Annotated in this window: 25 protein-coding genes and 2 tRNA genes; 15 read left to right on the top strand and 12 right to left on the bottom strand. The window is 69.8% G+C overall.

Annotated features, from left to right (window positions below):
* Nucleotides 1-290 precede the first annotated feature (290 nt).
* On the top strand, nucleotides 291-1,628 hold the full coding sequence (locus tag ACZ607_RS26160; RefSeq protein ID WP_469738365.1) for a hypothetical protein: 1,338 nt from the start codon (nucleotides 291-293) through the stop codon (nucleotides 1,626-1,628).
* Between the two features lie 4 nt (nucleotides 1,629-1,632).
* Here ACZ607_RS26160 and ACZ607_RS26155 read toward each other — a convergent pair whose 3' ends face one another.
* Together ACZ607_RS26155 and ACZ607_RS26150 are read right to left on the bottom strand one after the other, a co-directional pair.
* On the bottom strand, nucleotides 1,633-3,087 hold the full coding sequence (locus tag ACZ607_RS26155) for a serine/threonine protein kinase (RefSeq protein WP_469738363.1): 1,455 nt from the start codon (nucleotides 3,085-3,087) through the stop codon (nucleotides 1,633-1,635).
* Nucleotides 3,088-3,190: 103 nt separating this feature from the next.
* Nucleotides 3,191-3,739 (bottom strand): helix-turn-helix domain-containing protein, encoded by a 549-nt coding sequence (locus ACZ607_RS26150; RefSeq protein ID WP_469738361.1) that lies wholly within the window; start codon nucleotides 3,737-3,739, stop codon nucleotides 3,191-3,193.
* Between the two features lie 170 nt (nucleotides 3,740-3,909).
* On the opposite strand from ACZ607_RS26150, the gene ACZ607_RS26145 reads away from it, so the two are divergent.
* Nucleotides 3,910-3,982 (top strand) — tRNA-Ala (locus ACZ607_RS26145).
* A 142-nt stretch (nucleotides 3,983-4,124) separates the two neighbouring features.
* On the opposite strand, the gene ACZ607_RS26140 is transcribed toward ACZ607_RS26145, so the two are convergent.
* Nucleotides 4,125-4,841, bottom strand: coding sequence for a DUF5324 family protein (locus ACZ607_RS26140; RefSeq protein WP_469738359.1), 717 nt, complete (start codon nucleotides 4,839-4,841; stop codon nucleotides 4,125-4,127).
* Between the two features lie 349 nt (nucleotides 4,842-5,190).
* On the opposite strand from ACZ607_RS26140, the gene ACZ607_RS26135 reads away from it, so the two are divergent.
* Both ACZ607_RS26135 and ACZ607_RS26130 read left to right on the top strand, forming a co-directional pair.
* Nucleotides 5,191-5,718: a peptidylprolyl isomerase gene (locus tag ACZ607_RS26135; RefSeq protein WP_469738357.1), complete on the top strand. Its 528-nt coding sequence runs from the start codon at nucleotides 5,191-5,193 to the stop codon at nucleotides 5,716-5,718.
* Nucleotides 5,719-5,833: 115 nt separating this feature from the next.
* Nucleotides 5,834-6,736, top strand: coding sequence for a rhomboid family intramembrane serine protease (locus ACZ607_RS26130; RefSeq protein ID WP_469738355.1), 903 nt, complete (start codon nucleotides 5,834-5,836; stop codon nucleotides 6,734-6,736).
* Between the two features lie 243 nt (nucleotides 6,737-6,979).
* Here ACZ607_RS26130 and crgA read toward each other — a convergent pair whose 3' ends face one another.
* On the bottom strand, nucleotides 6,980-7,234 hold the full coding sequence (crgA, locus tag ACZ607_RS26125) for a cell division protein CrgA (protein WP_031090433.1): 255 nt from the start codon (nucleotides 7,232-7,234) through the stop codon (nucleotides 6,980-6,982).
* Nucleotides 7,235-7,413: 179 nt separating this feature from the next.
* Here crgA and ACZ607_RS26120 point away from each other — a divergent pair, with 179 nt between their 5' ends.
* The 5 genes from ACZ607_RS26120 to ACZ607_RS26100 all read left to right on the top strand — a co-directional run bounded on the left by ACZ607_RS26120 (nucleotide 7,414) and on the right by ACZ607_RS26100 (nucleotide 11,331).
* Nucleotides 7,414-8,139 carry a DUF881 domain-containing protein gene (locus ACZ607_RS26120; RefSeq protein ID WP_469738353.1) on the top strand — a complete coding sequence of 242 codons (726 nt, stop codon included), beginning with the start codon at nucleotides 7,414-7,416 and terminating at the stop codon, nucleotides 8,137-8,139.
* A 141-nt stretch (nucleotides 8,140-8,280) separates the two neighbouring features.
* Nucleotides 8,281-8,469 carry a hypothetical protein gene (locus tag ACZ607_RS26115; RefSeq protein WP_469738351.1) on the top strand — a complete coding sequence of 63 codons (189 nt, stop codon included), beginning with the start codon at nucleotides 8,281-8,283 and terminating at the stop codon, nucleotides 8,467-8,469.
* Nucleotides 8,466-9,104, top strand: coding sequence for an aminodeoxychorismate/anthranilate synthase component II (locus ACZ607_RS26110; protein WP_469738349.1), 639 nt, complete (start codon nucleotides 8,466-8,468; stop codon nucleotides 9,102-9,104). Before ACZ607_RS26115 ends, ACZ607_RS26110 begins: the two co-directional genes overlap by 4 nt.
* The gene (locus tag ACZ607_RS26105; RefSeq protein ID WP_469738347.1) at nucleotides 9,101-10,567 is read left to right on the top strand and encodes a class E sortase; all 1,467 of its coding nucleotides are present in this window, start codon (nucleotides 9,101-9,103) and stop codon (nucleotides 10,565-10,567) included. Before ACZ607_RS26110 ends, ACZ607_RS26105 begins: the two co-directional genes overlap by 4 nt.
* A gap of 35 nt (nucleotides 10,568-10,602) precedes the next feature.
* On the top strand, nucleotides 10,603-11,331 hold the full coding sequence (locus tag ACZ607_RS26100; RefSeq protein WP_469738345.1) for a class E sortase: 729 nt from the start codon (nucleotides 10,603-10,605) through the stop codon (nucleotides 11,329-11,331).
* Between the two features lie 197 nt (nucleotides 11,332-11,528).
* On the opposite strand, the gene pknB is transcribed toward ACZ607_RS26100, so the two are convergent.
* The 6 genes from pknB to ACZ607_RS26070 form a co-directional block, all read right to left on the bottom strand.
* The gene (gene pknB / locus ACZ607_RS26095; RefSeq protein ID WP_469738343.1) at nucleotides 11,529-13,514 is read right to left on the bottom strand and encodes a Stk1 family PASTA domain-containing Ser/Thr kinase; all 1,986 of its coding nucleotides are present in this window, start codon (nucleotides 13,512-13,514) and stop codon (nucleotides 11,529-11,531) included.
* 171 nt (nucleotides 13,515-13,685) lie between these two features.
* Nucleotides 13,686-15,140 carry a peptidoglycan D,D-transpeptidase FtsI family protein gene (locus tag ACZ607_RS26090; RefSeq protein ID WP_469738341.1) on the bottom strand — a complete coding sequence of 485 codons (1,455 nt, stop codon included), beginning with the start codon at nucleotides 15,138-15,140 and terminating at the stop codon, nucleotides 13,686-13,688.
* Nucleotides 15,137-16,537: an FtsW/RodA/SpoVE family cell cycle protein gene (locus tag ACZ607_RS26085; RefSeq protein ID WP_469738339.1), complete on the bottom strand. Its 1,401-nt coding sequence runs from the start codon at nucleotides 16,535-16,537 to the stop codon at nucleotides 15,137-15,139. Before ACZ607_RS26085 ends, ACZ607_RS26090 begins: the two co-directional genes overlap by 4 nt.
* A 21-nt stretch (nucleotides 16,538-16,558) precedes the next feature.
* Nucleotides 16,559-18,052: a PP2C family protein-serine/threonine phosphatase gene (locus ACZ607_RS26080; RefSeq protein ID WP_469738337.1), complete on the bottom strand. Its 1,494-nt coding sequence runs from the start codon at nucleotides 18,050-18,052 to the stop codon at nucleotides 16,559-16,561.
* Nucleotides 18,053-18,181: 129 nt separating this feature from the next.
* Entirely contained in the window at nucleotides 18,182-18,697 is a 516-nt protein-coding gene (locus ACZ607_RS26075; RefSeq protein WP_099173299.1) for an FHA domain-containing protein FhaB/FipA, read from the bottom strand.
* Between the two features lie 10 nt (nucleotides 18,698-18,707).
* The gene (locus ACZ607_RS26070) at nucleotides 18,708-19,568 is read right to left on the bottom strand and encodes an FhaA domain-containing protein (protein WP_469738335.1); all 861 of its coding nucleotides are present in this window, start codon (nucleotides 19,566-19,568) and stop codon (nucleotides 18,708-18,710) included.
* Nucleotides 19,569-19,883: 315 nt separating this feature from the next.
* Here ACZ607_RS26070 and ACZ607_RS26065 point away from each other — a divergent pair.
* Nucleotides 19,884-19,966: transfer RNA gene (locus ACZ607_RS26065), tRNA-Leu, on the top strand.
* A 248-nt stretch (nucleotides 19,967-20,214) separates the two neighbouring features.
* On the opposite strand, the gene ACZ607_RS26060 is transcribed toward ACZ607_RS26065, so the two are convergent.
* Nucleotides 20,215-20,826 carry an FMN-dependent NADH-azoreductase gene (locus tag ACZ607_RS26060; protein ID WP_469738333.1) on the bottom strand — a complete coding sequence of 204 codons (612 nt, stop codon included), beginning with the start codon at nucleotides 20,824-20,826 and terminating at the stop codon, nucleotides 20,215-20,217.
* Nucleotides 20,827-20,972: 146 nt separating this feature from the next.
* On the opposite strand from ACZ607_RS26060, the gene ACZ607_RS26055 reads away from it, so the two are divergent.
* Nucleotides 20,973-21,317 (top strand): winged helix-turn-helix transcriptional regulator, encoded by a 345-nt coding sequence (locus tag ACZ607_RS26055; RefSeq protein WP_469738331.1) that lies wholly within the window; start codon nucleotides 20,973-20,975, stop codon nucleotides 21,315-21,317.
* 82 nt (nucleotides 21,318-21,399) lie between these two features.
* Here the strand turns inward: ACZ607_RS26055 and ACZ607_RS26050 are convergent, their stop codons facing one another.
* Entirely contained in the window at nucleotides 21,400-21,852 is a 453-nt protein-coding gene (locus ACZ607_RS26050) for a MarR family winged helix-turn-helix transcriptional regulator (protein ID WP_469738329.1), read from the bottom strand.
* Between the two features lie 81 nt (nucleotides 21,853-21,933).
* On the opposite strand from ACZ607_RS26050, the gene ACZ607_RS26045 reads away from it, so the two are divergent.
* From ACZ607_RS26045 to ACZ607_RS26030, 4 genes are all read left to right on the top strand, one after another.
* Complete coding sequence (locus ACZ607_RS26045) at nucleotides 21,934-23,019, top strand: ABC-2 transporter permease (RefSeq protein ID WP_469738327.1); 1,086 nt, start codon at nucleotides 21,934-21,936, stop codon at nucleotides 23,017-23,019.
* A 159-nt stretch (nucleotides 23,020-23,178) separates the two neighbouring features.
* Complete coding sequence (locus ACZ607_RS26040) at nucleotides 23,179-24,636, top strand: DUF2252 domain-containing protein (protein ID WP_469738325.1); 1,458 nt, start codon at nucleotides 23,179-23,181, stop codon at nucleotides 24,634-24,636.
* Nucleotides 24,637-24,695: 59 nt separating this feature from the next.
* Nucleotides 24,696-25,781: a J domain-containing protein gene (locus tag ACZ607_RS26035; protein ID WP_469738323.1), complete on the top strand. Its 1,086-nt coding sequence runs from the start codon at nucleotides 24,696-24,698 to the stop codon at nucleotides 25,779-25,781.
* A 45-nt stretch (nucleotides 25,782-25,826) separates the two neighbouring features.
* The gene (locus tag ACZ607_RS26030) at nucleotides 25,827-26,171 is read left to right on the top strand and encodes a rhodanese-like domain-containing protein (protein WP_469738321.1); all 345 of its coding nucleotides are present in this window, start codon (nucleotides 25,827-25,829) and stop codon (nucleotides 26,169-26,171) included.
* The last annotated feature ends 61 nt before the right edge of the window (nucleotides 26,172-26,232 follow it).

The raw sequence follows: 26,232 nt of genomic DNA, 5'->3' as shown, positions 1-26,232 counted from the left end.
ATCCGCCGCCCAGGTGGCGGCCACATCCGCTGGTTCACCGAAGCGAATCACTTGGTTGCTTTGGTGAAGTCTTCGTGAGGGAGAAGCGCGGGTCCGCCGAGATCGCCCGGTGAGAAGGCGGGCGACGACGGCGATACGCCGGGGGCCGCAGACAGCGGTGGTACGGGCGGGGCAGGATGGACCGGCATCGCGGTCGCCGGTGGAGCGGGCGCCGTGGCCGCCCCGGCCGCCGGTCTCCTGCTCGTACGCAGCCGGCGCCGGGCAGGTACGAGGACGACGAGGGGGAGCGCGTGAACAGGCAGCGCAACAGAGGCCGGGTGACGCTCGCGACGGTCGCGGCGGTGTGCGCGGTGGCGGCGCTGCCGGGGCAGGCGCACGCGGCCGACGGCCCTGCGGCGTACACCTTCGACCCGGCGGCGACGACGGTCGAGGGCGCGGAGACCAACGCCGACGCGGCGGAGCTGAAGCCGGGTTCGGTCTACCGGAGTTCCATCGGGCGGGGGCAGAAGCTCTACTACCGGCTGGAGCTCGACGACAGGACGGACGCGTACGTCTCCGCCGTGGCGGTGCCGAAGGCCGGCGGGAAGGTCGCCTACGGGGACGGCATCACGATCAGCATCAGGGACCTCGACGACACCCGGTGCAGCTCCGAGGACGCGGACTTCGCGTCGGCGGAGTTCCCCCGCCCGATCGCCGCGTACGCCCAGCGGACGGTGGAGAAGGACAGCACCACGTGCGCGGCGAGCGGCACCTACAACGTGCTGGTCGAGCGGGAGAGCAAGGCGACGTCGTCGCCCGAGGACTGGGACCTGGAGCTGCGCTTCGAGAACGAGCCGGCGCTGAAGGACAAGAAGTCGATGCCGACCGAGGCCCCGGAGAACTGGCCCTCCGCCTCGCCGACACCGCCCGCCGGCAAGCAGAAGCGGACCGGCGGCAGCGGTTTCTACGACGCCACCAGCCTGGACACCGGTGAATGGGTGGACACCATCGCGCCCGGGCAGACCCGCTTCTACCGGGTCCCCGTGGACTGGGGTCAGCAGCTCTTCGCCACGGCCGCCCTGAGCAACAGCGCCAAGTCGACGGAGTATCTCGGCAACGCCCTGGCGCTGGCCCTGGACAACCCGGCGCACGGCCATGTGGACGACGCGACGCTGTCGTACTCCGGAGCGCCCAACTCGGTGGCCCTGGACCCGCTTCCCCCGGTGGCGTACGAGAACCGCTACGACGCCGGTGCCGACGTCAGCGCCATGCGCTTCGCGGGCTGGTACTACCTGTCGGTGACGCTCTCGCCCGAGGTCGCCGAGCACTACGGGGACGGGCCGCTCGGGTTGACGCTCAAGGTGAAGGTCGTCAACGACAGCAAGGCGTCGCCCTACCAGGGGGCCGCCGGGATCTTCGGAGTCACGGACGACGACCGGGACATGGCCAGGAGCGGTCTGAGCGCGCCGGCGGCCGGTGAGAGCGACACGATGAAGATGGTCGCCGCGGCGGGTATCGGTACGGGCTCCGTGCTGGTGCTGGGGCTCGGCGTGTGGGTGCTGCTGGCCAGGCGCCGGGCCGTTCCCGCCGCCGTGCCGCCGGGCGCGGGCGGGCAGCCGCCGCTCGGGGGTCCGCCGCAGGCCTGGTAGGGGCTCAGGCCTGGGTGAGCGCCCAGATCCCCACCGCGAAGCAGATCAGCGCCACCACCAGCACCGGGACCGCCACCTTCGGGGACGGTCCCGGCCGCTTCGCGGGGACCGGCCGCGGGTGCGGTACGGGCGGTGCCGTGTTCTGCGGGTGCTGCGGGGCCTGCGGGGCCTGCGGGTGCTGGGCGGTGTAGGCGCGGGTGGGCGCCGTTCCGTACGGCACCGCGGCCGTGGGGGCCTGGGCGAGGTCCGGGGACGCGTCGGAGGCGTAGGGGGGCCCGGCGTGGGCCGGGAGCGGGGCCTGCGGCTGCGCGGGGTGGGGGACCTGCGCGGGCGGGGGCGCGAGATGGAAGCTGCCCGTCTCCGACATCGACGAGGGCGGCGGCGCGTACGGCTGCTGCCCCGGCGTTGCCTGCGGAGCCGTGTAGGGCTGCTGCCCCGGCGTGCCCTGCGGAGCCGTGTAGGGCTGCTGTCCGGGGTCCTGCGGGGCGTACGGCTGCTGCGACGACTGAGGGGCGGGCGGCGCGGAGTTGGCGGCCTGAGCGGGCGTCTGCGGCCCGTGGCCGGGTGTCTCGGGACCGGTGGCGGGCCCGTCGGGGCCGAAGCCGGCGGGCAGCGGGCCGATCTGGTCGAAGACCTCGACCCGCTCGTCGTCCGGACCGGGCTCCGGCAGCATCTCGACCGCAGCCGTCAGCGCCTTGCGCGCCCCCGTGGCCGTACGGAAACGGGCGTGCGGGTCGGGCTGCAGCAGACCGGCGAGGACCTGCCACAGGGGCTCCGGCACGCCCTGGGGCGCGCTCGGGGTGCCGTGCGCGGCGAAGTACTCGATGAGCGCCTTGGCGTCCGGCTTGCGGCCCTGCAGGAGATAGAGCGCGACGAGGCCGACGGCGAACAGGTCCGCCGGGAAATCGGGCTCCGCCCCCATCATCTGCTCGGGCGCGAAGTAACCGGGCGTGCCCACCACGTAGTTGGTCTCCGTCAGCCGTGGCTCGCCCTTGCGCATCGAGATGCCGAAGTCGGAGAGCCGCAGATGCGGCCGGCCCGTACCCGTGGCCTCCATCAGGATGTTGGCCGGCTTGATGTCGCGGTGGACGACCCCCTCGGCGTGCACCGTGGAGAGCCCGGAGAGCAGCTGGTCGAGCAGGAGACAGACGAACCGCGGGGGCAACGGGCCGTAGTCGCCGATGACATGGGCCAGCGAACCGCCGCTGACCAGGTCCATGGTGAACAGGACCTTGTCGTCGTCGGCGGCCCAGCTGGCCGGGGCGAGGACGTGCGGGTGCTCGATCCGCAGGGCCTGCTCGCGGACGAAGCGCAGCAACGTGTGCGCGTCGCTCTGCTGCAGGACCTTGGCGGCCACGTAACGGCGGCGCCGGTGGTCCCACGCGCGCCAGACGGCGCCGACCCCACCACGCCCGATCGGATCGACCAGCTCGTACCGACCAGCGAAGACCTCACCCATTGCGCTGCGCCCGCTCCCGTTCCCGTTTCGGTTCGTGCCCCGGCTGTCGGGATACTGCCACGGCTCGGCCGCCCCGGGGGTGGCCCCGGGGCTCGGGCCCCTACTAGCTCTGGTGGCCTTCGTAGTGCGCGACCGCGTCCGCGGTGCGTCCCGCTCCGTACACCTTGAGGAACTCTGCCAGTTCGGGATGGGCCGGGGCGAGGGAGTCGGCCGCATCGATGATGTCGCCGGCCGCCGCGACCGACCGCAGCAGCGACTGGATCTCCCGGACCACGCGCCGCACGGTGGGGGCACCGCCCGTGGTGGAGGTCTGGCCGGTGTTGGTCAGGACCGATCCGCCCTGCGACTTCTTGATCTCCTCCATCCGGTCGGTGGCCTCCCCCGCGCTGACGCTTCCGTCCGCCACCTGGCCGGCGAGCTCCTGGAGCGCCTGGACCCGCTGGACGACCGCGGGATTGCCGATCTTCGCCCGCTGCCCGCTCATCAGCTGGGAGAGCATGGGCGCCGACAGCCCGAGCACCGCCGCGAGGCGTGCCTGGTTGAGGCCGAGATCGTCGATCAGCCTGCGGAAGAGCGCCCCCAGCGGCTCTCCGTACCAGCTGCGCTGGAGCTCCCGGGCTCTAGCCGTCGCCTCTTGCTGCGCTGCGTCCATTGCGTCTCCCCTTCGCTGCGGCTTCGCTGCTGCGAACCTCCTCGTGCATCTTACGGAGAGCCGTTCCGGGCCGGGAGCCCCAATCCTTTTGCAGGATCCGGGGGGTCACCCGGTACTCTGTTCTGCGACGGACATCGCGGCATGGTTATGTCGTGCGATGTCCGGTTTTCGGGGCCTTAGCTCAGTTGGTAGAGCGCTGCCTTTGCAAGGCAGATGTCAGGAGTTCGAATCTCCTAGGCTCCACATCCCGAAAGTCCCTCCGTCCCGCGGAAACGCGGGGCGGAGGGACTTCTTCGTCGGCGCCCGCAGACACGGGAAGAGGGGCGCCGGAGGACTGTGAGGTCCTCCGGCGCCCCTCTTCGGCGTCATTCCCCGGCGATGCGGGTCAGCGGCGCTCGTCGCCTTCCGACGTGTCCGTCCCCGCCTCGTTCTCGTCCTGCTTGGCGCGGACCTCGGGGTCGAGAACGGTCGAGCCGCTGCCGTCGACCGAGGTCAGGGGCGCGCGGTCGTCGGAGACCTCGGTGGGGGCGGGAGGCTCGACCAGCCAGTCCGGGTTGGCCTGCTTGTCCCACCACTTCCAGGCGGCGAAGGCTCCGCCGGCCAGGAGGCCCAGGACGAGGAACCCCTTGGCCGCCCGGCCCGCCCTGGCCCGGCGCTCGTGCTTCCTGACGAGCTTCTGGATCTCCTTGGCCGTCACCTGGCCACGGAGGGCGGCCAGCGCCGCGGTGCTGCGAGCGGTGGCCTCCTCGGCCATGGGGCGGGTCGCCGCCACGGCGTGCTCGACGCGCGGAACGGTGTAGTCCGCCGCGGTGCGCGCGGCACTGCGCGTCCGGACGGCGGCCCGCTGCGCGGCCTCGTCGACCTTGGGGGGCACATGGGTCAGGGCCTGCTCGATACGGGGGGCGAGATGTGCGCCGTACTGGACGCGGGCCTGCGCGGCTGCCTTCGACACCTTGGGCGCGAGCCGTGCGCGAGCCTCGTTCGCGTAGTGCGTGGCCTGTTCCTTGGCCGTGTCGGCGTAAGGCGCCACCACTTCCGCGGCGTGCTGCGCGCTGTCCTTCGCCGAGTAGGTTGCGGCGCGCACGCTGTCGATGCGGGTCACGGGATCCTCCTCATTGGTGGCGGGTAGGTACTCCGCCTATCCACCCAACTCGAAATCATGCCCGCCGGCGCCTGGCGCGCCATGCGGGACGGGCATCCGGGTCATGAACGTCATTCTCGGTCAATACGGTGCAAGGGGAGCGTTCCCGCCGACGATGCCACGGTTCGTGCCGACGCGCTCCGTGTCGTCGGGCAGTTGGCCGCATTTATCCCGCAGGAAGTGTGGGAAAGGTGCAGGAAAGCGGGCAACGAGGTGAGTGCCGCCCGTCCCGGCGCTGTGACCACGCTGTGGAAAGGCGGCCCCGTGCGAGGATCGGTGGGCATCAGCGAAGACTTACGGAAGGCAGACCGTGGCCGAGCAGCTTTACGCCACTTTGAAGACCAACCTGGGCGACATCGAGATCCGGCTGCTGCCGAACCACGCACCCAGGACGGTCAAGAACTTCGTCGAGCTCGCCGAGGGCGGGCGGGAGTGGACCAACCCGGGGACCGGCCGGAAGTCCACCGACAAGCTGTACGACGGCACTGTCTTCCACCGTGTGATCAGCGGATTCATGATTCAGGGCGGTGACCCGCTGGGCAACGGCACGGGCGGCCCCGGGTACGAGTTCGCCGACGAGTTCCACCCCGACCTCGCGTTCGACAAGCCGTACGTGCTGGCGATGGCCAATGCCGGGCCGGGCACCAACGGGTCGCAGTTCTTCGTGACCGTCTCGCCCACGGCCTGGCTGACCGGGAAGCACACGATCTTCGGCGAGGTCGCCGACGAGGCGGGCAGGAGGGTCGTGGACGCGATCGCCGCCGCCCCGACCAATCCGCGCACCGACCGTCCGCTCCAGGACGTGGTGATCGAGTCGGTCGTCATCGAGACGCGCTGAGCGACGAACCCCGCGGGAACCAACCGCCCTGCTCGTCCGTACTGCTACATAACGGGCGAGCGGGGCGGTCGCATGTCTGCCCCCGCACGGACGAGGACCGAAGGGGCCGTGACCGATGGACCAGCAGCCGCCGCAAGACCAGGACGGGTCCGCGGCCGCGGGCGGGCCTCCCACGTGCTACCGGCACCCGGACAGGGAGACGGGAATCCGCTGCACGCGGTGCGACAGACCGATCTGCACGGACTGCATGATCGAGGCGTCGGTGGGCTTCCACTGCCCGGAGTGCGTCCGCGAAGGTTCCGGTACGGGCCACCACCCCGCGGCGAACCGGCCGCGGACCCTGGCGGGCGGAAGCGTGGCCGCCGATCCCCGGCTGGTCACCAAGATCCTGATCGGCGTCAATCTCGCCGTCTTCATCGCGGTCTCGGTCGCCGGCCGCCCGCTGCTCGACGATCTGCTGCTGTTCGGCCGGGCCTACACGGGCGATCCGTCGGCCGGCGTCGAAGGCGTGGCGGAGGGCCAGTGGTACCGGCTGCTGACGTCGATGTTCCTCCACCAGGAGGTGCTGCACATCGCGTTCAACATGCTGGGGCTGTGGTGGCTCGGCGGGCCGTTGGAAGCCGCGCTCGGCAGGGTCCGCTATCTGGCGCTCTACCTGCTCTCGGGACTCGCCGGCAGCGCGCTCGCCTACTGGCTCTCCGCCCCCGGGCAGGGGACGCTCGGTGCGTCGGGTGCCGTCTTCGGCCTGCTGGGGGCCACCGCCGTGCTGATGCGCCGGATGAACTACGACATGCGGCCGGTGATCGCGCTCCTCGTGGTGAACCTGGTCTTCACCTTCACCTGGAGCGGGATCTCCTGGCAGGCGCATGTCGGTGGACTGGTGGCCGGCGCGCTGATCGCGATCGCCATGGTCCACGCGCCGCGGGAGCGCCGGAATCTCGTGCAGTACGGCGCCTGCGGGCTGGTCCTTCTGGCGGTCGTGCTGATCGTCGTCCTCAGGACCGCGGCACTCACCTGAGCGGAATCCGTTGCTCCGGGGTTGTGGTTGTCCACAGAGGGTGCCGGATCTTGTGCATGACGTGGGGAACAGGTGTGCCCCTTGTCGCTGAACTGGGTTTTTCCAGTCAGGACAAGGGGCGTACCCTCGCGCGATGCGCAAGTGTGTAGTCACACCGGCGTCAACTTCGAGGGAAGTTATCCACAGATCGTCAGACCTTTTCCCCTACCTGTGGATAACTCTGTGGGTAACTTCAGGGCAGAGCTACTTCCACTGAGTGGAGACGCCGAAGCCACCGGCGATGAAGCCGAAGCCCACCACGATGTTCCAGTTGCCGAGAGCGTCGATCGGCAGGTCGCCCTCGGTGACGTAGAAGACCACGATCCAGGCCAGACCGATCAGGAAGAGCGCCAGCATCACCGGCGCCACCCAGCTGCGGTTGGTCAGCTTTATGCTCGTCGACTGCTTCGCCGGCGGAGGCGTGAAGTCTGCCTTCTTGCGGATACGTGACTTCGGCACGAGGGACTCTCCTGTCGATGCGCTGCGTGACCGCGCAGTGATCTTGTGGCTGGCGCCGGGGCGCGAGGGGGAATGCTGCCTCCCCGGGGCGTCCGTTAGCGTAGTGCTTCCGTGGCGCCTAAGGAGATAAGGGTACGTTGAGCAATTCTGCCGACTCTCCTCGCGACCCTGCCCGGCGCATGTCCCGTCGGCCGGTCCAGGTCCTCACGGCTGCCGTCTTCGCGCTGGCCGGACTGATCTTCGTCACCAGTGCCAATACGGCCAAGGGCACCGATATCCGGACCGACTCCTCCCTGCTGAAGCTCTCCGACCTCATCCAGCAGCGCAGCGAGAAGAACGCGGAGCTGGACGAGTCGACCGCCTCCGTGCGCGCGGACATCGACACCCTCGCCCGCCGCGACGACGGGAGCACCCGCGCCGAGGACGCGAAGCTCGACGCGCTGGAGAAGGCCGCGGGGACCACGGAGATCACCGGGGAGGCGCTCTCCGTCACGCTGAACGATGCTCCGGCGAACGCCACGGCCAACCCCGGGTACCCGGATCCTCAGCCCAACGACCTGGTCATCCACCAGCAGGACCTGCAGGCCGTCGTCAACGCCCTCTGGCAGGGCGGGGCGCGCGGGATCCAGGTGATGGACCAGCGGCTGATCTCCACCAGCGCCGTGCGCTGCGTCGGCAACACCCTGATCCTCCAGGGGCGGGTCTACTCCCCTCCGTACAAGGTCACCGCCGTCGGCGACCGGGGGAAGCTGAAGCAGGCGCTGGACAACTCCACGGCGATCCAGAACTACCAGCTGTACGTCAAGGCGTACGGGCTGGGATGGAAGGTCGAGGAGGACGACAAGCTGACGCTCCCCGGCTACTCGGGCACGGTCGACCTCCACTACGCACAGCCTGTGGAGTAGCCCCGCCGGCCCGCCGGCCGGCGGCCCACGGGAGCCGCACGCGGGACTGTGACGGACGCCCCGGCAAGCGGCTTTCCACAGCTGACCCACGTCTGTGCCCCGGCCGTTTAGTCTGGTGCCGTACCGAATGGAGGCAACAGCATGTACGGCTGGATCTGGCGGCATCTGCCGGGCAACGCATGGGTGCGGGGCTTCATCTCGCTCGTGCTGGTCCTGGCCGTTGTCTACGCGCTCTTCCAGTACGTCTTCCCCTGGGCGGAGCCGCTGCTCCCGTTCGGTGATGTGACGGTGGACGGCGAAGGCGCCGGCGGAGCGGGGGCCGGCCAGTGAGCGCGCGCATTCTCGTCGTCGACAACTACGACAGCTTCGTCTTCAACCTCGTCCAGTACCTCTACCAGCTCGGCGCCGAGTGCGAGGTGGTCCGCAACGACGAGGTGACCACGGCGCACGCGGGTGACGGCTTCGACGGGGTCCTGCTGTCCCCCGGGCCCGGCACTCCCGAGCAGGCCGGCGTCTGCGTGGAGATGGTGCACCACTGCGCGGCGAGCGGGGTCCCGGTCTTCGGCGTCTGCCTGGGGATGCAGTCGATGGCCGTCGCGTACGGCGGTGTGGTGGACCGGGCGCCGGAGCTGCTGCACGGCAAGACCTCCCTCGTCCTGCACGAGGGCAAGGGCGTGTTCGCCGGTCTGCCCTCCCCGTTCACCGCGACGCGGTACCACTCGCTCGCCGCCGAACCGGCGACGGTCCCGCCCGAGCTCGAGGTCACCGCGCGTACCGCCGACGGCATCATCATGGGGCTGCGCCACCGCGAACACGCGGTGGAGGGCGTGCAGTTCCACCCCGAGTCGGTGCTCACGGAGCACGGCCACCTGATGCTCGCCAACTGGCTCGAGCAGTGCGGCGACGCGGGCGCGGTCGAGAGATCGGCGGGGCTCGCCCCGGTGGTGGGCAAGGCCGCCGCGTGACCTCACTCCGCCCCGACGCCGGGCAGGACGGCCCGTACGCGCAGGGAGCGTACGAGCCCGACGGCACGTTCGAGGCGGCGGTGGATCAGCTCGCGGACCCGCTGAACGATCCCTTGCCGGGACAGTTCGCGGACCCGTCGAACGATCCGCTGCCGGGAGGGCACACCTCGCCCTGGTTCCGGGCGGAGGGCGCGCAGACCGATGACGGGGCGCCACAGACGCCCCGTACGGCGGCTCAGGGACCCACGGAGCCCCCGAGCGAGTGGTACGACCCGGAGGGCTACCGGAGGGACTGGTACGGGCAGCAGGGGCCGGGAGCGGCTCCTGCCTCGGGCACCGTGCAGGGGACGGCGGTCATATCCGGCCACGGTGGGCCTCCGCCGGCGCGTACGGCGTCCGAACCGGGGCCCGTCCAGGCCCCGGTCGAGGCGCAGGCCGAGCCGGTGGTGCCGGTGGAGCCCGTCCGGCACGAGCCCGTGGCGCGTGTGGAGCACGCGGTCCGGCACGAGCCCGCGGAGGCTGCCACCGATGTCCTGCCGGTCCTGAACGACGAGACCGTCGCTCTGCGGACCGCCGATACGCGGCGCGCGTCGGGCACGGCCGGATCCGGCACCTCGGAGTCCGCGGCCTCCGAACCGTCGCCGACGGGCGGCCGGGCCGAGCGCCGGCGGGCGGCCAAGGGGCGCGGGAGACGGCGGGCCGAGCCCCGCCGCGCGACTGAGCCTGAGGCGGCGGCGCCGGCGGCCCCGATGACCCGCCTGGAGGCCCGGCGCGCGGCCCGTGCCGCCAAGGACAGTCCGGCCGTGGTCGCCAGCCGGGTCATCGGCGAAGTGTTCATCACCTTCGGCGTGCTGATGCTCCTGTTCGTCACGTACCAGCTGTGGTGGACGAACGTCCGCGCCGACCAGATCGCCGGCCGCGAGACCAGCAAGATCCAGGACGACTGGGCGAACGGCGCGCGCAGCCCCGGGGCCTTCGAACCCGGCCAGGGCTTCGCCATCATGCACATCCCCAAGCTGGACGTGGTCGCGCCGATCGCCGAGGGCATCAGCAAGGAGAAGGTCCTCGACCGCGGCATGGTCGGCCACTACGGCGAGGGCAAGCTGAAGACCGCGATGCCGTCGGAGAAGCAGGGCAACTTCGCGGTGGCGGGGCACCGCAACACCCACGGTGAGCCCTTCCGCTACATCAACAAGCTGAAGCCGGGCGATCCGATCGTGGTGGAGACGCAGGACGCCTACTACACGTACGAGATGACCAGCATCCTTCCGCAGACGTCGCCGTCCAACGTGGCCGTGATCGACGAGGTGCCCACGGGTTCCGGCTTCACCGGCCCGGGCAGGTACATCACGCTGACGACCTGCACGCCGGAATTCACGAGTACGTACCGAATGATCGTGTGGGGCAAAATGGTCGAGGAACGGCCGCGCAGCAAGGGGAAGCCCGACGCGCTCGTCGGCTGAGCGGGCTGGACGACATCACGACAGGGACGGGTGCGGTGGCAGCGAGGACCGATCACGAAGAGCGCACCGACGAGCCGGCGGCCCCGGTGCGGCGCGGAAGGCGCCATCCCGTCGCCACGGCGGTGAGCATCTTCGGTGAACTGCTGATCACCGCCGGGCTGGTGCTGGGCCTGTTCGTCGTCTACTCGCTGTGGTGGACCAACGTGCTGGCCGACCGTGAGGCGGACAAGCAGGGGAACACCGTCCGCGACCGCTGGGCGGGCGGGCCGGGAGCGCTGGACACCCGGGACGGCATCGGCTTCCTCCACGTCCCGGCCATGGAGAACGGCGAGGTGCTGGTCAAGAAGGGCACCGACACCGAGACGCTCAACAACGGAATCGCCGGCTACTACACGGACCCCGTGAAGTCCGCGCTCCCCTCGGACGCCCAGGGCAACTTCGCGCTCGCCGCGCACCGCGACGGGCACGGCGCCAGGTTCCACAACATCGACAAGGTGAAGAAGGGCGACGCGGTCGTCTTCGAGACCAAGGACACCTGGTACATCTACAAGGTCTTCGCCGAGCTGCCGGAGACGTCGAAGTTCAACGTCGACGCGATCGCCGCGGTGCCCGAGGGGTCGGGCGTGAAGAAGGCCGGCCGCTACATCACGCTGACGACGTGCACCCCGGTCTACACGTCGAAGTACCGCTACATCGTGTGGGGCGAGCTGGTGCGGACCGAGAAGGTCGACAGGGACCGTACGAAGCCGGAGGAGCTGCGTTAGGCGTCTCTCCGGCAAGCGTCCGTCCGGCAACGCGTCTCTCCGGCAAGGCAAGGGCCCCGGTCACCGTGAAGGTGGCCGGGGCCCTGTGCTGTGCCCGTCGGTGCGTGAGTCCGTCGTCACGGCTTCACACGGGGGCGGGCCCGTCCAGCCGGACCGGTCCGTCCGGCGGACCGCCCCGACTATCCGGACCGGTCCCTCTATCCGTTCTGGCCCCCGAAGAAGTTGCCGTCCCCGCCGTCCGTACCGCCGATGGTGGTGAGGGTGACCGTCTGGCCCTTGGGGACCTGGGAGTTGGCCCCCGGGTCGGCCTTGATCACCATGGCGTTCGGCTTGTCGGACGAGCCCGGGGCGAGGGCGACCACGAGCCCCAGGCCTTCGAGCGTGCCCTTCACCTGCTGGTACTGCTGGCCGACGATGTCACCGGGGATGGTGACCTGCTCGGGCTGGGCAGGGCCCTTGGAGACCTTCAGGACGATCTGGGCGTTCTTGGGCTGCTTGCTGTTCGCCTCGGGCGTCTGCTCGATCACGGTGCCGGCGGGCTGGTCGGAGTCGACGTCGGTCCTGGAGACGTTGGCGAAGCCGACGCCCTTCAGCTGGGCCTCCGCCTCCTCGAACGACCTGCCGACCACGCCCGGCACGTTCTGGGTGGCCTCCTTGGCCACCGTGATCGTGACCTCGGTGTCCTTCTCCGCCTTCGAACCACCCTCGGGATCCTGCGAGATGACCGTGTCCGGATCCTTGTCGGACTCAGCCGTCTTGACGTTCACCGTGAAGCCCTTGTCCTCCAGGGCCTTGCGGGCATCGTCCCCGGACTTGTCCAGAACGTCCGGGACCTCGATCTTGGGCGCGCCGGTGGAGACGACGACCGTGACGGTCCCACCCGTGTCCATCTGCTCGTCCGAGCCCGGCGTCTGGCTGCAGATCTTGTCCTTCTCCTGGGTCTCGCACGGCTCCTTGGAACCGACCTTCAGCGTGACCTCGGCGTTCTCCGCCAGTCTCTGCGCATCCTCGACCGTGGAGCCGACCATGTTCGGCACGTCCACCTTGCCGTCACCGCCGTCGCCGGAGCTGAAGATGTAACGGCCGATCAGGATCGCGCCGATGAGCACCAGGATGCCGGCGACGACCAGGAGGATCGTCGAGGTGTTGCTCTTCTTCTGCCGCCGGCGGCCCGGGCGGTCGTCGTAGCCGTAACCGCCGTCGTCCGGATTGACCGGGGGCAGCATGGACGTCGGGGCGCCGCCCGGGTCCGTCGCCCGCAGGGCGGTGGTCGGCTGGTCGTTGCCGTAGGCGTCGTATCCGCCGTAGCCCGCCGCGCCCATCGCCGCCGTGGCCGCGACCGGCTGGCCGTCGAGGCAGGCCTCGATGTCGGCACGCATCTCGTCGGCCGACTGGTAGCGGTAGTCGGGGTCCTTGGTCAGCGCCTTCAGGACGATGGCGTCCATCTCGGGCGTGATCTCGGGGTCGAAGTTGCTCGGCGGCTGCGGCTCCTCGCGTACGTGCTGGTACGCGACAGCCACGGGCGAGTCCCCGACGAACGGGGGCCGCACCGCGAGCAGTTCGTAGAGCAGGCAGCCGGTGGAGTACAGGTCGGAACGCGCGTCGACCTGCTCACCCTTGGCCTGCTCCGGGGAGAGGTACTGGGCGGTGCCGATGACCGCGGCGGTCTGGGTCATCGTCATGCCGGAGTCACCCATGGCGCGGGCGATGCCGAAGTCCATGACCTTGACCTGACCGGTGCGCGTCAGCATGACGTTGGCCGGCTTGATGTCGCGGTGGACGATCTGGGCGCGGTGCGAGTACTCCAGCGCCTGGAGGATCCCGACCGTCATCTCGAGGGTCCGCTCCGGCAGCAGCTTGCGGCCGGAGTGCAGGAGCTCTCTGAGCGTCGATCCGTCGACGTACTCCATCACGATGTACGGGATGGACACGCCGTCGACGTAGTCCTCGCCGGTGTCGTAGACGGCGACGATCGCGGGGTGGTTGAGCGAGGCGGCCGACTGGGCCTCACGGCGGAACCGTGCCTGGAAGGACGGATCGCGGGCGAGGTCGGCCCGCAGCGTCTTCACAGCGACGGTGCGGCCGAGCCGGGTGTCGTGCGCGAGGTAGACCTCGGCCATGCCACCACGGCCGAGCACCGAGCCCAGCTCGTACCGGCCGCCGAGGCGACGCGGCTCTTCCATAACTGATCCAGCCCTCTCCGTCAGTCCCGACCGCACCCGTGTGTGGTCCGGCGGTGCGCTGCTCGCGCATACGCTACCGGGCGCTCCCGGCGTGATCGGCCCGCACCCGTCAGCTGATATCCGACCGGTATCCCAATGTGCTGGTGTGGACAGAAGTTGTGACGGGTGTCACTACTTTCCGTCGAGTACCGCCTTCATCACGTTCTTGGCGATCGGAGCGGCCAGACCGCCACCGGAGATGTCGTCCCGGTTGGCGTTGCCGTCCTCGACCACCACGGCGACCGCGACCGGTGAGCCGCTGTCGGTCTTCGCGTACGAGATGAACCAGGCGTACGGCTTCTCGCTGTTGTTGAGGCCGTGCTGCGCGGTGCCTGTCTTACCACCGACAGTGACGCCGTCGATCTGCGCGTTGGTTCCCGTGCCGTCCTTGACCACGGTCTCCATCATCTGCTGCACCTTCTGGGCGTTCTCCGCCGAGAGCGGCTCGCTGAGCTGCTCCTTCTCGTGGGTGTAGATGACGTCCAGGTTGGGTGCCTGGCGCTGGGCGACCATGTACGGCTGCATGAGCTTGCCGTCGTTGGCGATCGCGGACGCCACCATGGCCATCTGGAGCGGGGTGGTGCGGTTGGACGCCTGGCCGATGCCCGCCATGGCGTTCTGCGGCCGGTTGTCCTTGGGGTAGACGCTGGCGTCGGCCCGGACCGGGGTGAAGACTTCCTTGTTGAAGCCGAACTTGTCGGCCTGCTCGATCATCTTCTCGTTGCCGAGGTCGTCGCTCATCTTGCCGAAGACCGTGTTGCAGGACCAGCGCAGGGCTTCCCGGAGCGAGGCGTCCTCGCAGGGGATGTTGCCCTCGTTCTGGAGCAGGTTGGTCGACTGCGGGAGCCGCCACGGCAGGGGCGAGTCCGTCTTGGCGTCGATGTCGGTGTAGAGGCCGTTCTGCAGGGCCGCGGCGGCCGTGACGACCTTGAACGTCGAGCCGGGCGGGTAGGTCTCCCGCAGGGCCCGGTTCAGCATCGGCTTGTCCTTGTCCTTCAGGAGCTTCTGCCGGGCGTCGGAGTCCTTCATCGAGTTGCCGGCGAAGACCGAGGGGTCGTACGAGGGCGTACTGGCCAGAGCCAGGATGGCGCCGGTCTGCGGGTCGAGCGCGGCGACGGCGCCCTTCTTGTCGCCCAGTCCCTTGAAGGCAGCCTTCTGAGCGGCGCTGTTGAGGGTGGTGACGATGTTCCCGCCGGTCTTCTTGTCGCCGGTGAACATCGACAGGGTGCGGTCGAAGAACAGGTCGTCACTGTTGCCGGTGAGGATCCCGTCCTCGATGCTCTCCAGCTGCGACGAGTCGAAGGCCTGCGAGGAGTAGCCGGTGACGGGGGCCCACATGGGGCCGTCCTTCCAGACGCGCTTGAACTTGAAGTCGCTGTCCGTGGTCTCGACGGAGCCCGTGACGGGTTCGCCGTCGACGATGATGTTGCCGCGTTCGTGGGCGTAGCGCTCGATCTGGACGCGGCGGTTGTGCTCGTTCGCGTTGAGCTCGTCGGCACGGACGTACTGGATGTAGTTCGTGCGGATCAGCAGGGCGAGGACGAGGACGCCGCAGAAGAGCGCGATCCTGCGGAGCGGCTTGTTCACGGTCGGACCACCTGGGTCATTTCGGCATCCGGGGACGGTGCGGGGGCCGGGGCGGGGCGGCGGGCGGTGTCGCTGATTCTGATCAGGATCCCGATCAGAGCCCAGTTCGCGATGACGGACGAACCACCGGCCGCCATGAACGGCATGGTCATACCCGTCAGCGGGATGAGCCCCATGACACCGCCGGCGACGACGAAGACCTGGATGGCGAAGGAGCCGGAGAGGCCGATCGCCAGCAGCTTGCCGAAGGGGTCGCGTGCGGCCAGCGCGGTGCGGACGCCGCGCTCGACGATCAGACCGTAGACGAGCAGGACGGCCATCATGCCGGCCAGCCCGAGCTCCTCGCCGACGGTGGCGAGGATGAAGTCGGAGTTGGCGGCGAAGCCGATCAGGTCGGAGTTGCCCTGGCCGAGACCGGTGCCGAGCGTGCCACCGGAGCCGAAGGCCATGAGGGACTTGGCCATCTGCTCGCTGGCCGCCTCCTTGCCCCAACCCGCGAAGGGGTCCAGCCAGGCGGTGACACGGTCCTGGACGTGCGGCTCGAACGTGGCCACACCGACGGCGCCGGCGCCCGACATCAGCAGACCGAAGACGATCCAACTGGTGCGTTCCGTGGCGACGTACAGCATCACGACGAACATGCCGAAGAACAGCAGCGAGGAACCCAGGTCGGTCTCGAAGACCAGGATGAGGATCGAGAACGCCCAGACCATGAGGATCGGCCCGAGGTCCCGCCCGCGGGGGAGGTAGAGGCCCATGAAGCGGCGGCTGGCCAGGGCCAGTGCGTCCCGCTTGACCATGAGGTAGCCGGCGAAGAACACCGCGATGATGATCTTTGCGAACTCACCCGGCTGGAGTGTGCCGACGCCGGGGATCCTGATCCAGATCTTGGCGCCGTTCACGGCCGGGAAGAACATCGGAAGGATCAGCAGGAACAGCGCGACCAGCATGGAGATGTAGGTGTAGCGCTGCAGGATGCGGTGGTCCTTGAGGGCGAGCAGCACCACGACCATGATGGCCACGCCCGCCGCCGAGAACATCAGCTGCTTGGAGGCCGCGGGGGCGAACGTCTTGAGTGCCTGGAAGCGCTCCGACTGGTCCAGCCTCCAGATGATGGCCAGGCCGAGTCCGTTCAGCAGGGTCGCCAGCGGCAGCAGCAGCGGGTCCGCGTACGGGGCGAATCTCCGTACGGCGATGTGTGCCACGCCTCCGAGCAGGGCGAGGCCCAGCCCGTAGCCGAGCATGCCGGCGGGCAGTTCGCCGTTGAGGGCGAGACCCACGTTGGCGTACGCGAACACCGAGATCAGGACGGCGAACGCGACCAGCACCAGCTCGGTGTTACGGCGGCTCGGCGCGTCGATCGCGCCGATGGTGGTCGTGTTGGTGACAACGCTCATGTGCTGAAGGCCCCCTACGGCTTACTGCTTACCGCACTGCTGGGCCAGCTTGTTCTCTTCCTCCGAGAGGCTGGGGCCGGGAGTGGGAGTCGCGGTCTTGGTCCCCTTGGCGGGAGTCGTTGCGGACGTGCTGTCGGAGGCGTTGCCGGTCTCGCCCTTGTCCTTGGCGGCATTGGCGTCGGCGTCGGCCTCGGCGGCGCGGCGCTGCGCGTCCTTCTTGCAGGCGGAGGCCTGGGCCTCGAGCTCGCTGATCTTCTTGTGCGCGTCGGCGAGGTTGCCCTGGGAGATGGTCGCCTCGACCTTCTTGCGCCAGTACGGCGGAAGGTACTTCAGTTCGATCTCGGTGTTCTCCTCGACCTTCGAGAGGGACACCCAGGCGAGGTCCTGGCTGATGCCCCGGTACAGCGCGACGTTGTCGTCCTTCGTGCCCACGTAGAACTGCGTCTGGGTCCAGCGGTATCCGCCGTAGACGCCACCGCCGATGACGGCCAGCGCGAGCACGATGTAGAACGACCGCTTCAGCCACCTGCGGCCGGCGCGGGGCTTGACGAAGTCGTCGTCGGTGTACGAGTTGAAGGCGCCGTCCGGGCCGGAACCGTAGCCCATGTCGTCACCGCTGCCGGGAGGGCCGAAGCCTCCGGCCGGCGGCGGCACGGGACGGCCGAGGCCGGCCGCACGGCCCGCCGGGGTCTCCATGGCGCGGCCGTCGTTCGCCTGGACGGCCTGGTTCTCGGCGACCGCGCCGACGATGACCGGGGTGTCGTTGAGCTGCCCGGCCAGGGTGTCGTTGTTGTCGACGTCCAGGACGTCCGCGACGATGCAGGTGATGTTGTCAGGACCGCCGCCGCGCAGGGCGAGCTGGATGAGGTCCTGGATGGTCTCCTGCGGGCCCTGGTAGCTGGCCAGGGTCTCCTCCATCGTCTGGTGGGAGACGACGCCGGAGAGTCCGTCCGAGCAGATCAGATAGCGGTCACCGGCGCGGACCTCCCGGACGGAGAGATCGGGTTCCACATGGTCGCCGCTGCCCAGTGCCCGCATCAGCAGGGAGCGCTGCGGGTGGGTGGTGGCCTCTTCCTCGGTGATCCGTCCCTCGTCGACGAGACGCTGCACCCAGGTGTGGTCCTGGGTGATCTGCGTCAGGACGCCGTCACGCAGGAGGTAGGCGCGGGAGTCGCCGACGTGGACGAGCCCGAGGCGCTGACCGGTCCAGAGCAGGGCGGTGAGCGTCGTGCCCATGCCCTCCAGCTGGGGGTCCTCCTCGACCATGACGCGCAGCTGGTCGTTGGCCCGCTGCACCGCCATGCCGAGCGAGGTGAGGATGTCGGAGCCCGGGACGTCGTCGTCGAGCTGCACGAGCGTGGAGATCACCTCGGAGCTGGCGACCTCTCCGGCCGCCTGGCCGCCCATGCCGTCGGCGATGGCGAGAAGGCGGGGGCCGGCGTAGCCGGAGTCCTCGTTGCCTTCCCGGATCATGCCCTTGTGCGATCCGGCGGCGAAGCGCAGGGACAAGCTCATGCGCACCTCGCCCGTCGGCTCGGGGTACAGCCGGTCTCGAGCCACACTGCCCACCCTCCGGTCGGGAGCCGGGCCGGGTCCGTCGTCAGGACCGCGGCGGCTCGCTCGCTCCGCTCGCTCATTGTCGTACTACTTCCGCAGCTCGATGACGGTCTTGCCGATGCGGATCGGCGCGCCCAGCGGAACAGGTGTCGGGGTGGTGAGCCGGGTCCGGTCGAGATAGGTGCCGTTGGTGGACCCGAGATCCTCGACGATCCACTGGCCGTCACGGTCCGGGTAGATCCTGGCATGCCTGCTGGACGCGTAGTCGTCATCCAGCACGATCGTTGAATCGTGCGCCCGGCCCAGGGTGATGGTCTGGCCCTGGAGGGCGACGGTGGTGCCGGTGAGCGTGCCCTCGGAGACGACCAGCTTGGTGGGTGCTCCGCGGCGCTGGCGCCCGGACTGCTGGCGCTGCTGAGGCGGCGCTGCTTGCTGTTGGCGCCCCTGCTGCGGGCGGGTGTCAGCGGCAGTGCGGCGTGAGCCGCGCTGCGTGACACGCGTACCGAACAGGTCGCTGCGAATGACCTGGACGGCCACGATTACGAATAGCCACAGAACAGCCAGGAAACCTAGCCGCATGACCGTCAGGGTCAGCTCTGACATTGCCCCCGCTTCACCCTTCGGCTTGCCGGTAAACGATGGTGGTGCTGCCCACGACGATCCGCGAGCCGTCGCGGAGCGTAGCGCGGGTGGTGTGCTGCCCGTCCACCACGATGCCGTTGGTGGACCCGAGATCCTGGATCGTCGAGGGCGTTCCGGTCCGGATCTCACAGTGCCGGCGCGATACGCCGGGGTCGTCGATCCGCACGTCGGCGTCGGTGCTTCGTCCCATCACCAACGTCGGGCGGGAGATCTGATGGCGGGTGCCGTTGATCTCGATCCAGCGCCGCACCTGGGCGTCCGGCATGGAGCCGGACGCGGCGGGCGGGCGCCAGTCGCTGGAAGGGCTTCCGGAGCGCCCTGCACCCGGCGGCGGGGCCGGGGGCATGGGAGGGGCGGAGGCCGGCGGGTAGCCGTAGCCGCCCTGGCCCTGAGGGGCTGCGGGGCGGTTCGGCTGAGAGTAGGGAGCGGGGCCGCTCTGCTGGCCCTGCTGTGACGAACTCGACGCCAGGGTCCGGCTGCGCACGCGGTAGAGACCCGTGTCGAGGTCGTCCGCCTTCTCCAGGTGGACCTTGATCGGTCCCATGAAGGTGTAGCGCTGCTGCTTGGCGTAGTCACGTACGAGGCCGGACAGCTCGTCCCCCAGCTGGCCGGAGTACGGGCTGAGCCGCTCGTAGTCCGGGGTGCTGAGCTCGACGATGAAGTCGTTGGGCACGACGGTCCGCTCGCGGTTCCAGATCGAGGCGTTGTTGTCGCACTCGCGCTGGAGTGCTCCGGCGATCTCGACCGGCTGCACCTCGGACTTGAAGACCTTGGCGAAGGTGCCGTTGACCAGACCTTCGAGACGCTGCTCGAAACGCTTCATGACTCCCATGGGGCACCTCCTCCGGTGTCGTCATCCCTGTACTGCTTACTGATCGTATCCACGCGTCGGGAAATCGGCTGGTTCCCCTTGTCTGCACAGTGGACGAGTGTCACCTCTCACACGGGATCGTAGAGGTGCCCTCCTGACAGTGTCCCGCACTCCGGGTGCACTCAGGAGGAGTGGGGCCAGGCTTTCCGCGTTCCCGGTTCCCGCCGTGGGTCCGGGGAAACAACGGATGTGAATCCACCCTGTCCAGCGTGCTAATCTTCGGATGTCGCCAGGCGCTCACACCACTCGGTGAGAGAGTCTGAAAACACCACTCATGCGCGAGTGGCGGAACGGCAGACGCGCTGGCTTCAGGTGCCAGTGTCCTTAGGGACGTGGGGGTTCAAATCCCCCCTCGCGCACAACAGGCAGTCGCTTGCGACCGCCGGGTTGGTTCGACAGAACCCCCGCACCGGATATCCGGTGCGGGGGTTCTTCGTTGTGTGCCGGGCCGACGGCGCGCGGCGGATGCTGTGACGAAGCCCGCATCCGGTGCGGGAGGGCGGCCCGAGAGGGTCTCTGTTTCACGTGAAACGTCGGATCCGCACCAATGGGGTGCTTCGCGCGGTCGCACGTAAACGGCTGCGCCCGAGTGTTCGGATGTGCCGCGTCAGGCGGCGAGCCGCGCTGCGAGTGCCTTGGCCTTCTCTGCCGCGTCCGTGAACGCCTGTGCGCGGGAGGCGTCAGCGAGGGGGATCAGCTCGGCCATCTCGGGCTTCGAGTGCGCCAGTGTCAACTCGGGGACTATGAAGTCGACTTCGGCGCCCAGCATGCCCGCCAGCACCTTCTCCAGGTAGTTCTGGACGAACTCGAAGTCCTCGCGCGGGGTTCCGGGGGCGTAGGAGCCGCCACGGCTGGCCACGACGGTGACGGGCGTGCCGGCCACAGGGCCGTCCGGGCCCGCGTTGTGGCCGACGATGATCACCTGGTCGAGCCACGCCTTGAGGGTGGACGGGATCGAGAAGTTGTACATCGGTGCGCCGATGAGAACGGCGTCCGCGGCTGCGAGTTCGGCTGCCAACTGTCCGCGCAGTGCGTCCTCGGCGCCTGCGGCCACAGCCGTGGCGTCCAGGTGGGGCAGGGGGTCGGCTGCCAGGTCGCGGTACACGACCTCACCGTCGGGGTGCTGTTCGCGCCAGGACGTGACGAACGCGGCGGTGACCTCACGGGACGTCGAGCCCTGGGGGAAGACGGCTGAGTCGAGGTGCAGGAGCGTGGCCATGGGGTTCTCCGTAGGGATCAGGCGGCGGCCCGGTGGTCCCACGGATGGCAACCGTCGGCATGACCCGGCCTTTGAGTACGTAGCTAGTAATAACACAGCTCCTTACTTTTCGTAAGTCCCGTACGTCGGCGCAGTACGCTGGGGGCATGGCGGATCACAGCGAACAGGCCTGTCGGCGGGTGGATGCGAGCATCACTCGCGTCTTCGAGCTGTTCGGGAAGCGCTGGACCGGCCCGATCGTCTCCGTGCTGATGCGGCAGCCCGTGTACTTCGCGGATCTGAGGCGGGCGATCCCGGGCATCAGTGAGCGCATGCTCTCGGACCGGCTGTCGGAGCTGGGGGCGGCCGGCCTCGTGGTGAGGCAGGTCGACGAGGGGCCTCCGCTGAGGGTGGCGTACGGGCTGACGGAGGCCGGGGCGGCCCTGGAGCCCGCGCTCAAGGAGCTCGGGCGATGGGCTGACGCGCATCTGGCGGGGCCGGGGGGCTGCTGACCGGCCGGGCCCTGGTCGTGGTGGGCCGGCGGCCGGTCCGGGCTCGTCGGCGGCGATGGCCGGCGGTCGACCCGCTGGTCCCTTATCGAGGAGAGCTGTCCTCGCCCGCCGAGTTGTAGCGCAGCAGATACTCCGCGAACTGTTCGAGGTCGTCCGACGTCCATGTCCCGAGGCGTTCGCGATAGGCGGCGCGTCGGCTGGCCTGTGTCGAGGCGAGTGCCTTGGTGCCGGCGGCGGTGGGGTGCAGCACCTGGATGCGCTGGTCGTCCGGGTCGGGATGGCGCTCCACCAGGCCGAGCTTCTCCAGCGCCGCCACCTGCCGGCTGACCGTCGACTTGTCCAGCATGTAGTGCGCCGCCAGGTCGGTCGCTCGGCATCCGTGCCGGTGGTCGATATGGGCGAGCAGTGTGTACGAGACCAGCGGCAGATCCGGGTGGAGTCGTGCTGCGGTCGATCGCGCACGGCGTGCGAAAGCGGTCAGCTCGCGCTGGATGACATCCAGCGACTCCTCGCGTTCCCGGGGGGCGTCTGCCACGTGAATCACCTTCTCGAACTTTAGTTGTATGGTACAACGAACGTAGGAGTTGTAAAAGCCAACCATTGGAGGAGCGGTCTCATGTCCGCAGGCCCGCGCCCCGCCTCCGGCTCAACCGCCGGTGAGCTGCGTCATGTGCTCGGTCATCTCGTCACGCCACTGCTGATGTGCATCGGTATGGGGCTCGCCTATCTGGGGGCCTTCCACGCCCCGGAGCCGCATGACCTGAGGGTGGACGTCGTCGGCTCGGGAGCAAGCGCGCAGGTGCTTGCCCAGACCCTGCAGGACAAGGGCGACGGGGCGCTGAGTGTGCGTACCGTAGCGGACCGCGACATCGCGGTGAACCACCTGAGGACGCAGCAGAGTTACGGTGCCTACGTGCCGGGCGGCAGCCCGGAGCTCCTGGTGGCCCGCGCCTCGTCGGACACCAGCGCGACGGTGGTCCAGAAGGTCTTCACCGATGTCGCCGCGGAGCAGGGTGCCCCGCTGGACGTGACGGACGTGGCGCCCACGGCCGACGGCGATCCGACCGGCCAGGGGATCTTCTTCCTGCTGGTGGCCGTCAGCATCGGGTCGTACGCGTCGGTCGCGGTGATCGGCGGCGCGGGGGCGGTGCTCGCCCTGAGGATCAGGGTGGGGCTGGCCATCGGCACCTCCTTCCTGGTGAGCGTGATCGGCGCCGCGTTCGCGGGCCCGGTGTTCGGCCTGGTGGATCACGGCCTCGGCGGGCTCTGGGCGATGGCGTGGCTCTATTCGGCGGGCGTCCTGCTGATCGGGGTGGGGCTGCACACCTTCCTCAAGCGGTGGACCACGCTCGGCGTGATGCTGCTCTTCGTCATGCTCAACTTCACGAGTTCCGGCGGCATCTTCCGGCCCGAGCTCCAGCCGGGCTTCTTCGGATCCCTGCACTCCTTCTGGAACGGTGCGGGATTCGTCGAAGGCGTCCGCAGCCACGTGTACTTCGGGGGCCACGCCCTGGGCGGGCACCTGCTGGTACTGGCGCTGTGGTTCGTGGCCGGGCTGGCCGCCGTGGGATGCGCGGGTCTCGCCGAGTCGAGGCGGCGTCACGACGCGGCCGGGAAGGCGTCCGAAGCGGCCGCCGTCCGGCCGGCGGCCGGTGCCGGGGAGGAGACCGAGGAAGAGATGGAAGAGGCTGTCGGCGTCTGACGGCCGGGCGCCGGGGTCCTGGCTCGCGGGACGTTGTCCACAGGCCGGATCCCGAGTTGTCCACAGGGGCAGACGGCCGCCGCACGTCGGTTGTACCGTCGTCCGCAGTTGATGTTGGTCGGGCGGAACAGCCGACGAGGGCGGGGGAGGCGGCGCTCCATGGGCGAGGTCGAGACGATGGTGCCGGCACAGCGGGAGGCGGGGGACGGGCGTATCCCGGTCGTTCCCGGTTTCGCGCGGCGCGTGGCCGGCGGGGTGCGGCCGTCCGGTGCCGGGGCGGCGTCCCCCAAGGCAGCCGGCAAGGCGCTGCGGCTCAAGGTGCCCAGGTCCGCGCACAGTTCTCTGACCCTGCCCGCCGGAAGGCCGGACGCCGTGCAGGCGGTCGAGGAGTCGAACCAGGGGCGGGTGCCCGGCCTGACGCCCATACGGGTCGGGCGGATGGCGGCGACCCCGTTCGCGTTTCTGCGGGGCTCGGCCGGTCTGATGGCGCACGACCTGATGGGCACCCCGGTCACGGGGGTCGGCGCCCAGCTCTGCGGTGACGCGCACGCGGCCAACTTCGGGCTGTACGGCGATGCCCGCGGCAACCTGGTCATCGATCTCAACGACTTCGACGAGACCGTGTTCGGCCCGTGGGAGTGGGATCTCAAGCGGCTCGCCACCTCGCTGGTGCTCGCCGGTCGCGAGGCCGGGGCGGACGAGGACACCTGTCGCCGGGGCGCCTACGACACGGTCGGCGCTTACCGCCGCACGATGCGCCTGCTGGCCGGGCTGTCCGCACTCGACGCGTGGAACGCCATCGCGGACGAGGAGCTCGTCTCGCACACCGACGCGAGGGACCTGCTGGGGACGCTGGAGCGGGTCTCCGCCAAGGCGCGGAACAACACGAGTGCCCGCTTCGCCGCGCGGTCCACGGAGGAGTGCGAGGACGGCGGTCGCCGCTTCGTCGACGCCCCGCCCGTGCTGCGCCGTGTCCCCGACGAGGAGGCGGCGGCCGTCGCGGCGGGGCTCGAGGGCTACCTCGGGACGATCTCGGAGGACAGGCGTCCGCTCCTGGCCCGCTATGCGATCCACGATGTGGCGTTCCGGGTCGTCGGTACGGGCAGTGTCGGGACCCGGTCGTATGTGGTGCTGCTGCTGGACCACCGCGGCGAGCCGCTGGTCCTGCAGGTGAAGGAGGCGCGTCCCTCCGTGCTCTCGCCCTGTCTCCGGCAGGTCGGTTTCGAGGTTCCCGATGTGGTGCACGAGGGACGCCGGGTGGTGCTCGGGCAGAAGCGGATGCAGGTCGTCAGCGACATACTGCTCGGCTGGGCCGAGGTCCAGGGCCGGCCGTACCAGGTGCGTCAGTTCAGGAATCGCAAGGGCAGCGTGGATCCCGCCGCGCTCGCCGCGGACCAGGTGGACGACTACGGGCGGATGACCGGTGCGCTGCTGGCCCGGGCCCATGCGCACAGCGCCGATCCCCGGTTGCTCGCCGGCTACTGCGGGAAGAACACCGAGCTCGACGCGGCGGTGGCCGACTTCGCCGTGACGTACGCGGACCGGACCGAGGCGGATCACGCCGAGCTCGTCCGGGCCGTCCGATCCGGGCGAATAGCCGCCGAGCTCGGCGTCTGAGCGGATCTTGCGGCCACCGTGTGTTCCAGGGGCGCGAGCCGTGGCCATACGCTGGACGGGTGACCCACGAAGCCGCCGGGGTGCCGACCACCCGGAACGACGAAGACCGGCAGAACCAGGACCGGCAGGACCAGCCACAGCCTGCGCACGATGCGCCGCGGCAGCCGCAGGAAGCGTCGCAGGACGACGGCGTGGGAGCCGCTCCCGGCCCTGCCGCGGAGGCGGGCCCCGCCGCCGGTGAGGCAACCGGTGAGACGACCGGCGGGGCAAGCGGCGGCACGCCCGGTGACGCGGCCGCTGATGCGACCGGCGATCCGGCAGGTGGCGCGACCGGTGAGGTGGGTGGTGACGCGGAAGCCGAGGGTGGCACCCCGCGGCCCGAGGAGCGGCTCGCCAAGGCTGTCCGGGTGGCCGAGCAGGCGCTGATCGAGTTCGAGATCGCGGTGGAGACCTTCCGGGTCGAGGTGGAGAACTTCTCCCGGCTCCACCACCAGAAGCTCGGCCCGATGTACGCCCGCCTCGACGAGCTCGACGCGCAGATCGCGGAGGCGCGGGCCGCGAGGACCGGCGACCCCGAGGACCTGCGCAAGGCCCAGGACGCACGGGCGATCGTCATGCCGATGCCGGGCGTCGACGAGCTTTTCCACGACTGGATGGACTCGGACGGGCTCTCGCCCGAGGCCTCGGCCATGCTCACCGAGCAGCCCGTCCGGCCGCCCAAGCGGGTCAGGCCCAGTGAGGAGGCGCGCAAGCTCTACCGGGAGCTGGCTCGTCAGGCACACCCCGACCTGGCACCGGACGAGACGGAGCGGACACGGCGTGACGAGTTCATCGCCCGGGTGAACGCGGCCTACGGGCGCGGCGACGTCGCGTTGCTGAAGGAACTGGCCGCCGAGTGGGCGGCGGGTCCTGCGACGCCCGAGCTGCGGCTGAGCGAGAGCGAGGAGCTCTATGCGCGGCTGGAGTGGCTCAGCCGTCGTAAGGAGCTGCTGACGGTCCTGGCCAAGGAGCTGGAGGACAGCGCGATCGGTTCGATGCTGCGGATGGCTCCGGACGACCCCGACCGTCTGCTGGACGACATCGGCGAGAAGCTCCTCGCCGATGTGGCCAAGCGTGAGCACGAGCTGGCGGGGCTGGTGCAGTAGCGTTCCGGATGACCCTGGCGCGTACGTACGAGAGAAGGCTTACCCATGAATTTCGCTCCGCTGCCCTCCGTGGACGCCGCGGCGGTTCCGTCGGACGGCTTCGTGCTGGACGTCCGGGAGGACGACGAGTGGGCGGCCGGGCATGTCGAGGGCGCGCTGCACATCCCCATGAGCGACTTCGTCGGCCGCTTCGGTGAGCTGACCGAGGCGGCCGACGACGGCCGGCGCGTGCATGTGATGTGCCGCGTCGGCGGCCGTTCCGCACAGGTCACGCAGTACCTGGTGCAGCAGGGCCTCGACGCCGTGAACATCGACGGCGGCATGCTCGCCTGGGACGGCGCCGGGCGCCCGATGGTCACGGACAACGGGAACTCGGCCTTCGTCCTCTGACGCCTGCCTGCCCCATGACGCACACCGCACACCGCACACCGCACGCCGCGCAGAAGGGGAG

Source organism: Streptomyces sp. NPDC104381 (genome assembly GCF_055583745.1).
Note: the sequence above shows the minus strand (reverse complement) of the source record. Positions and strands in the feature narration are given on the sequence as shown.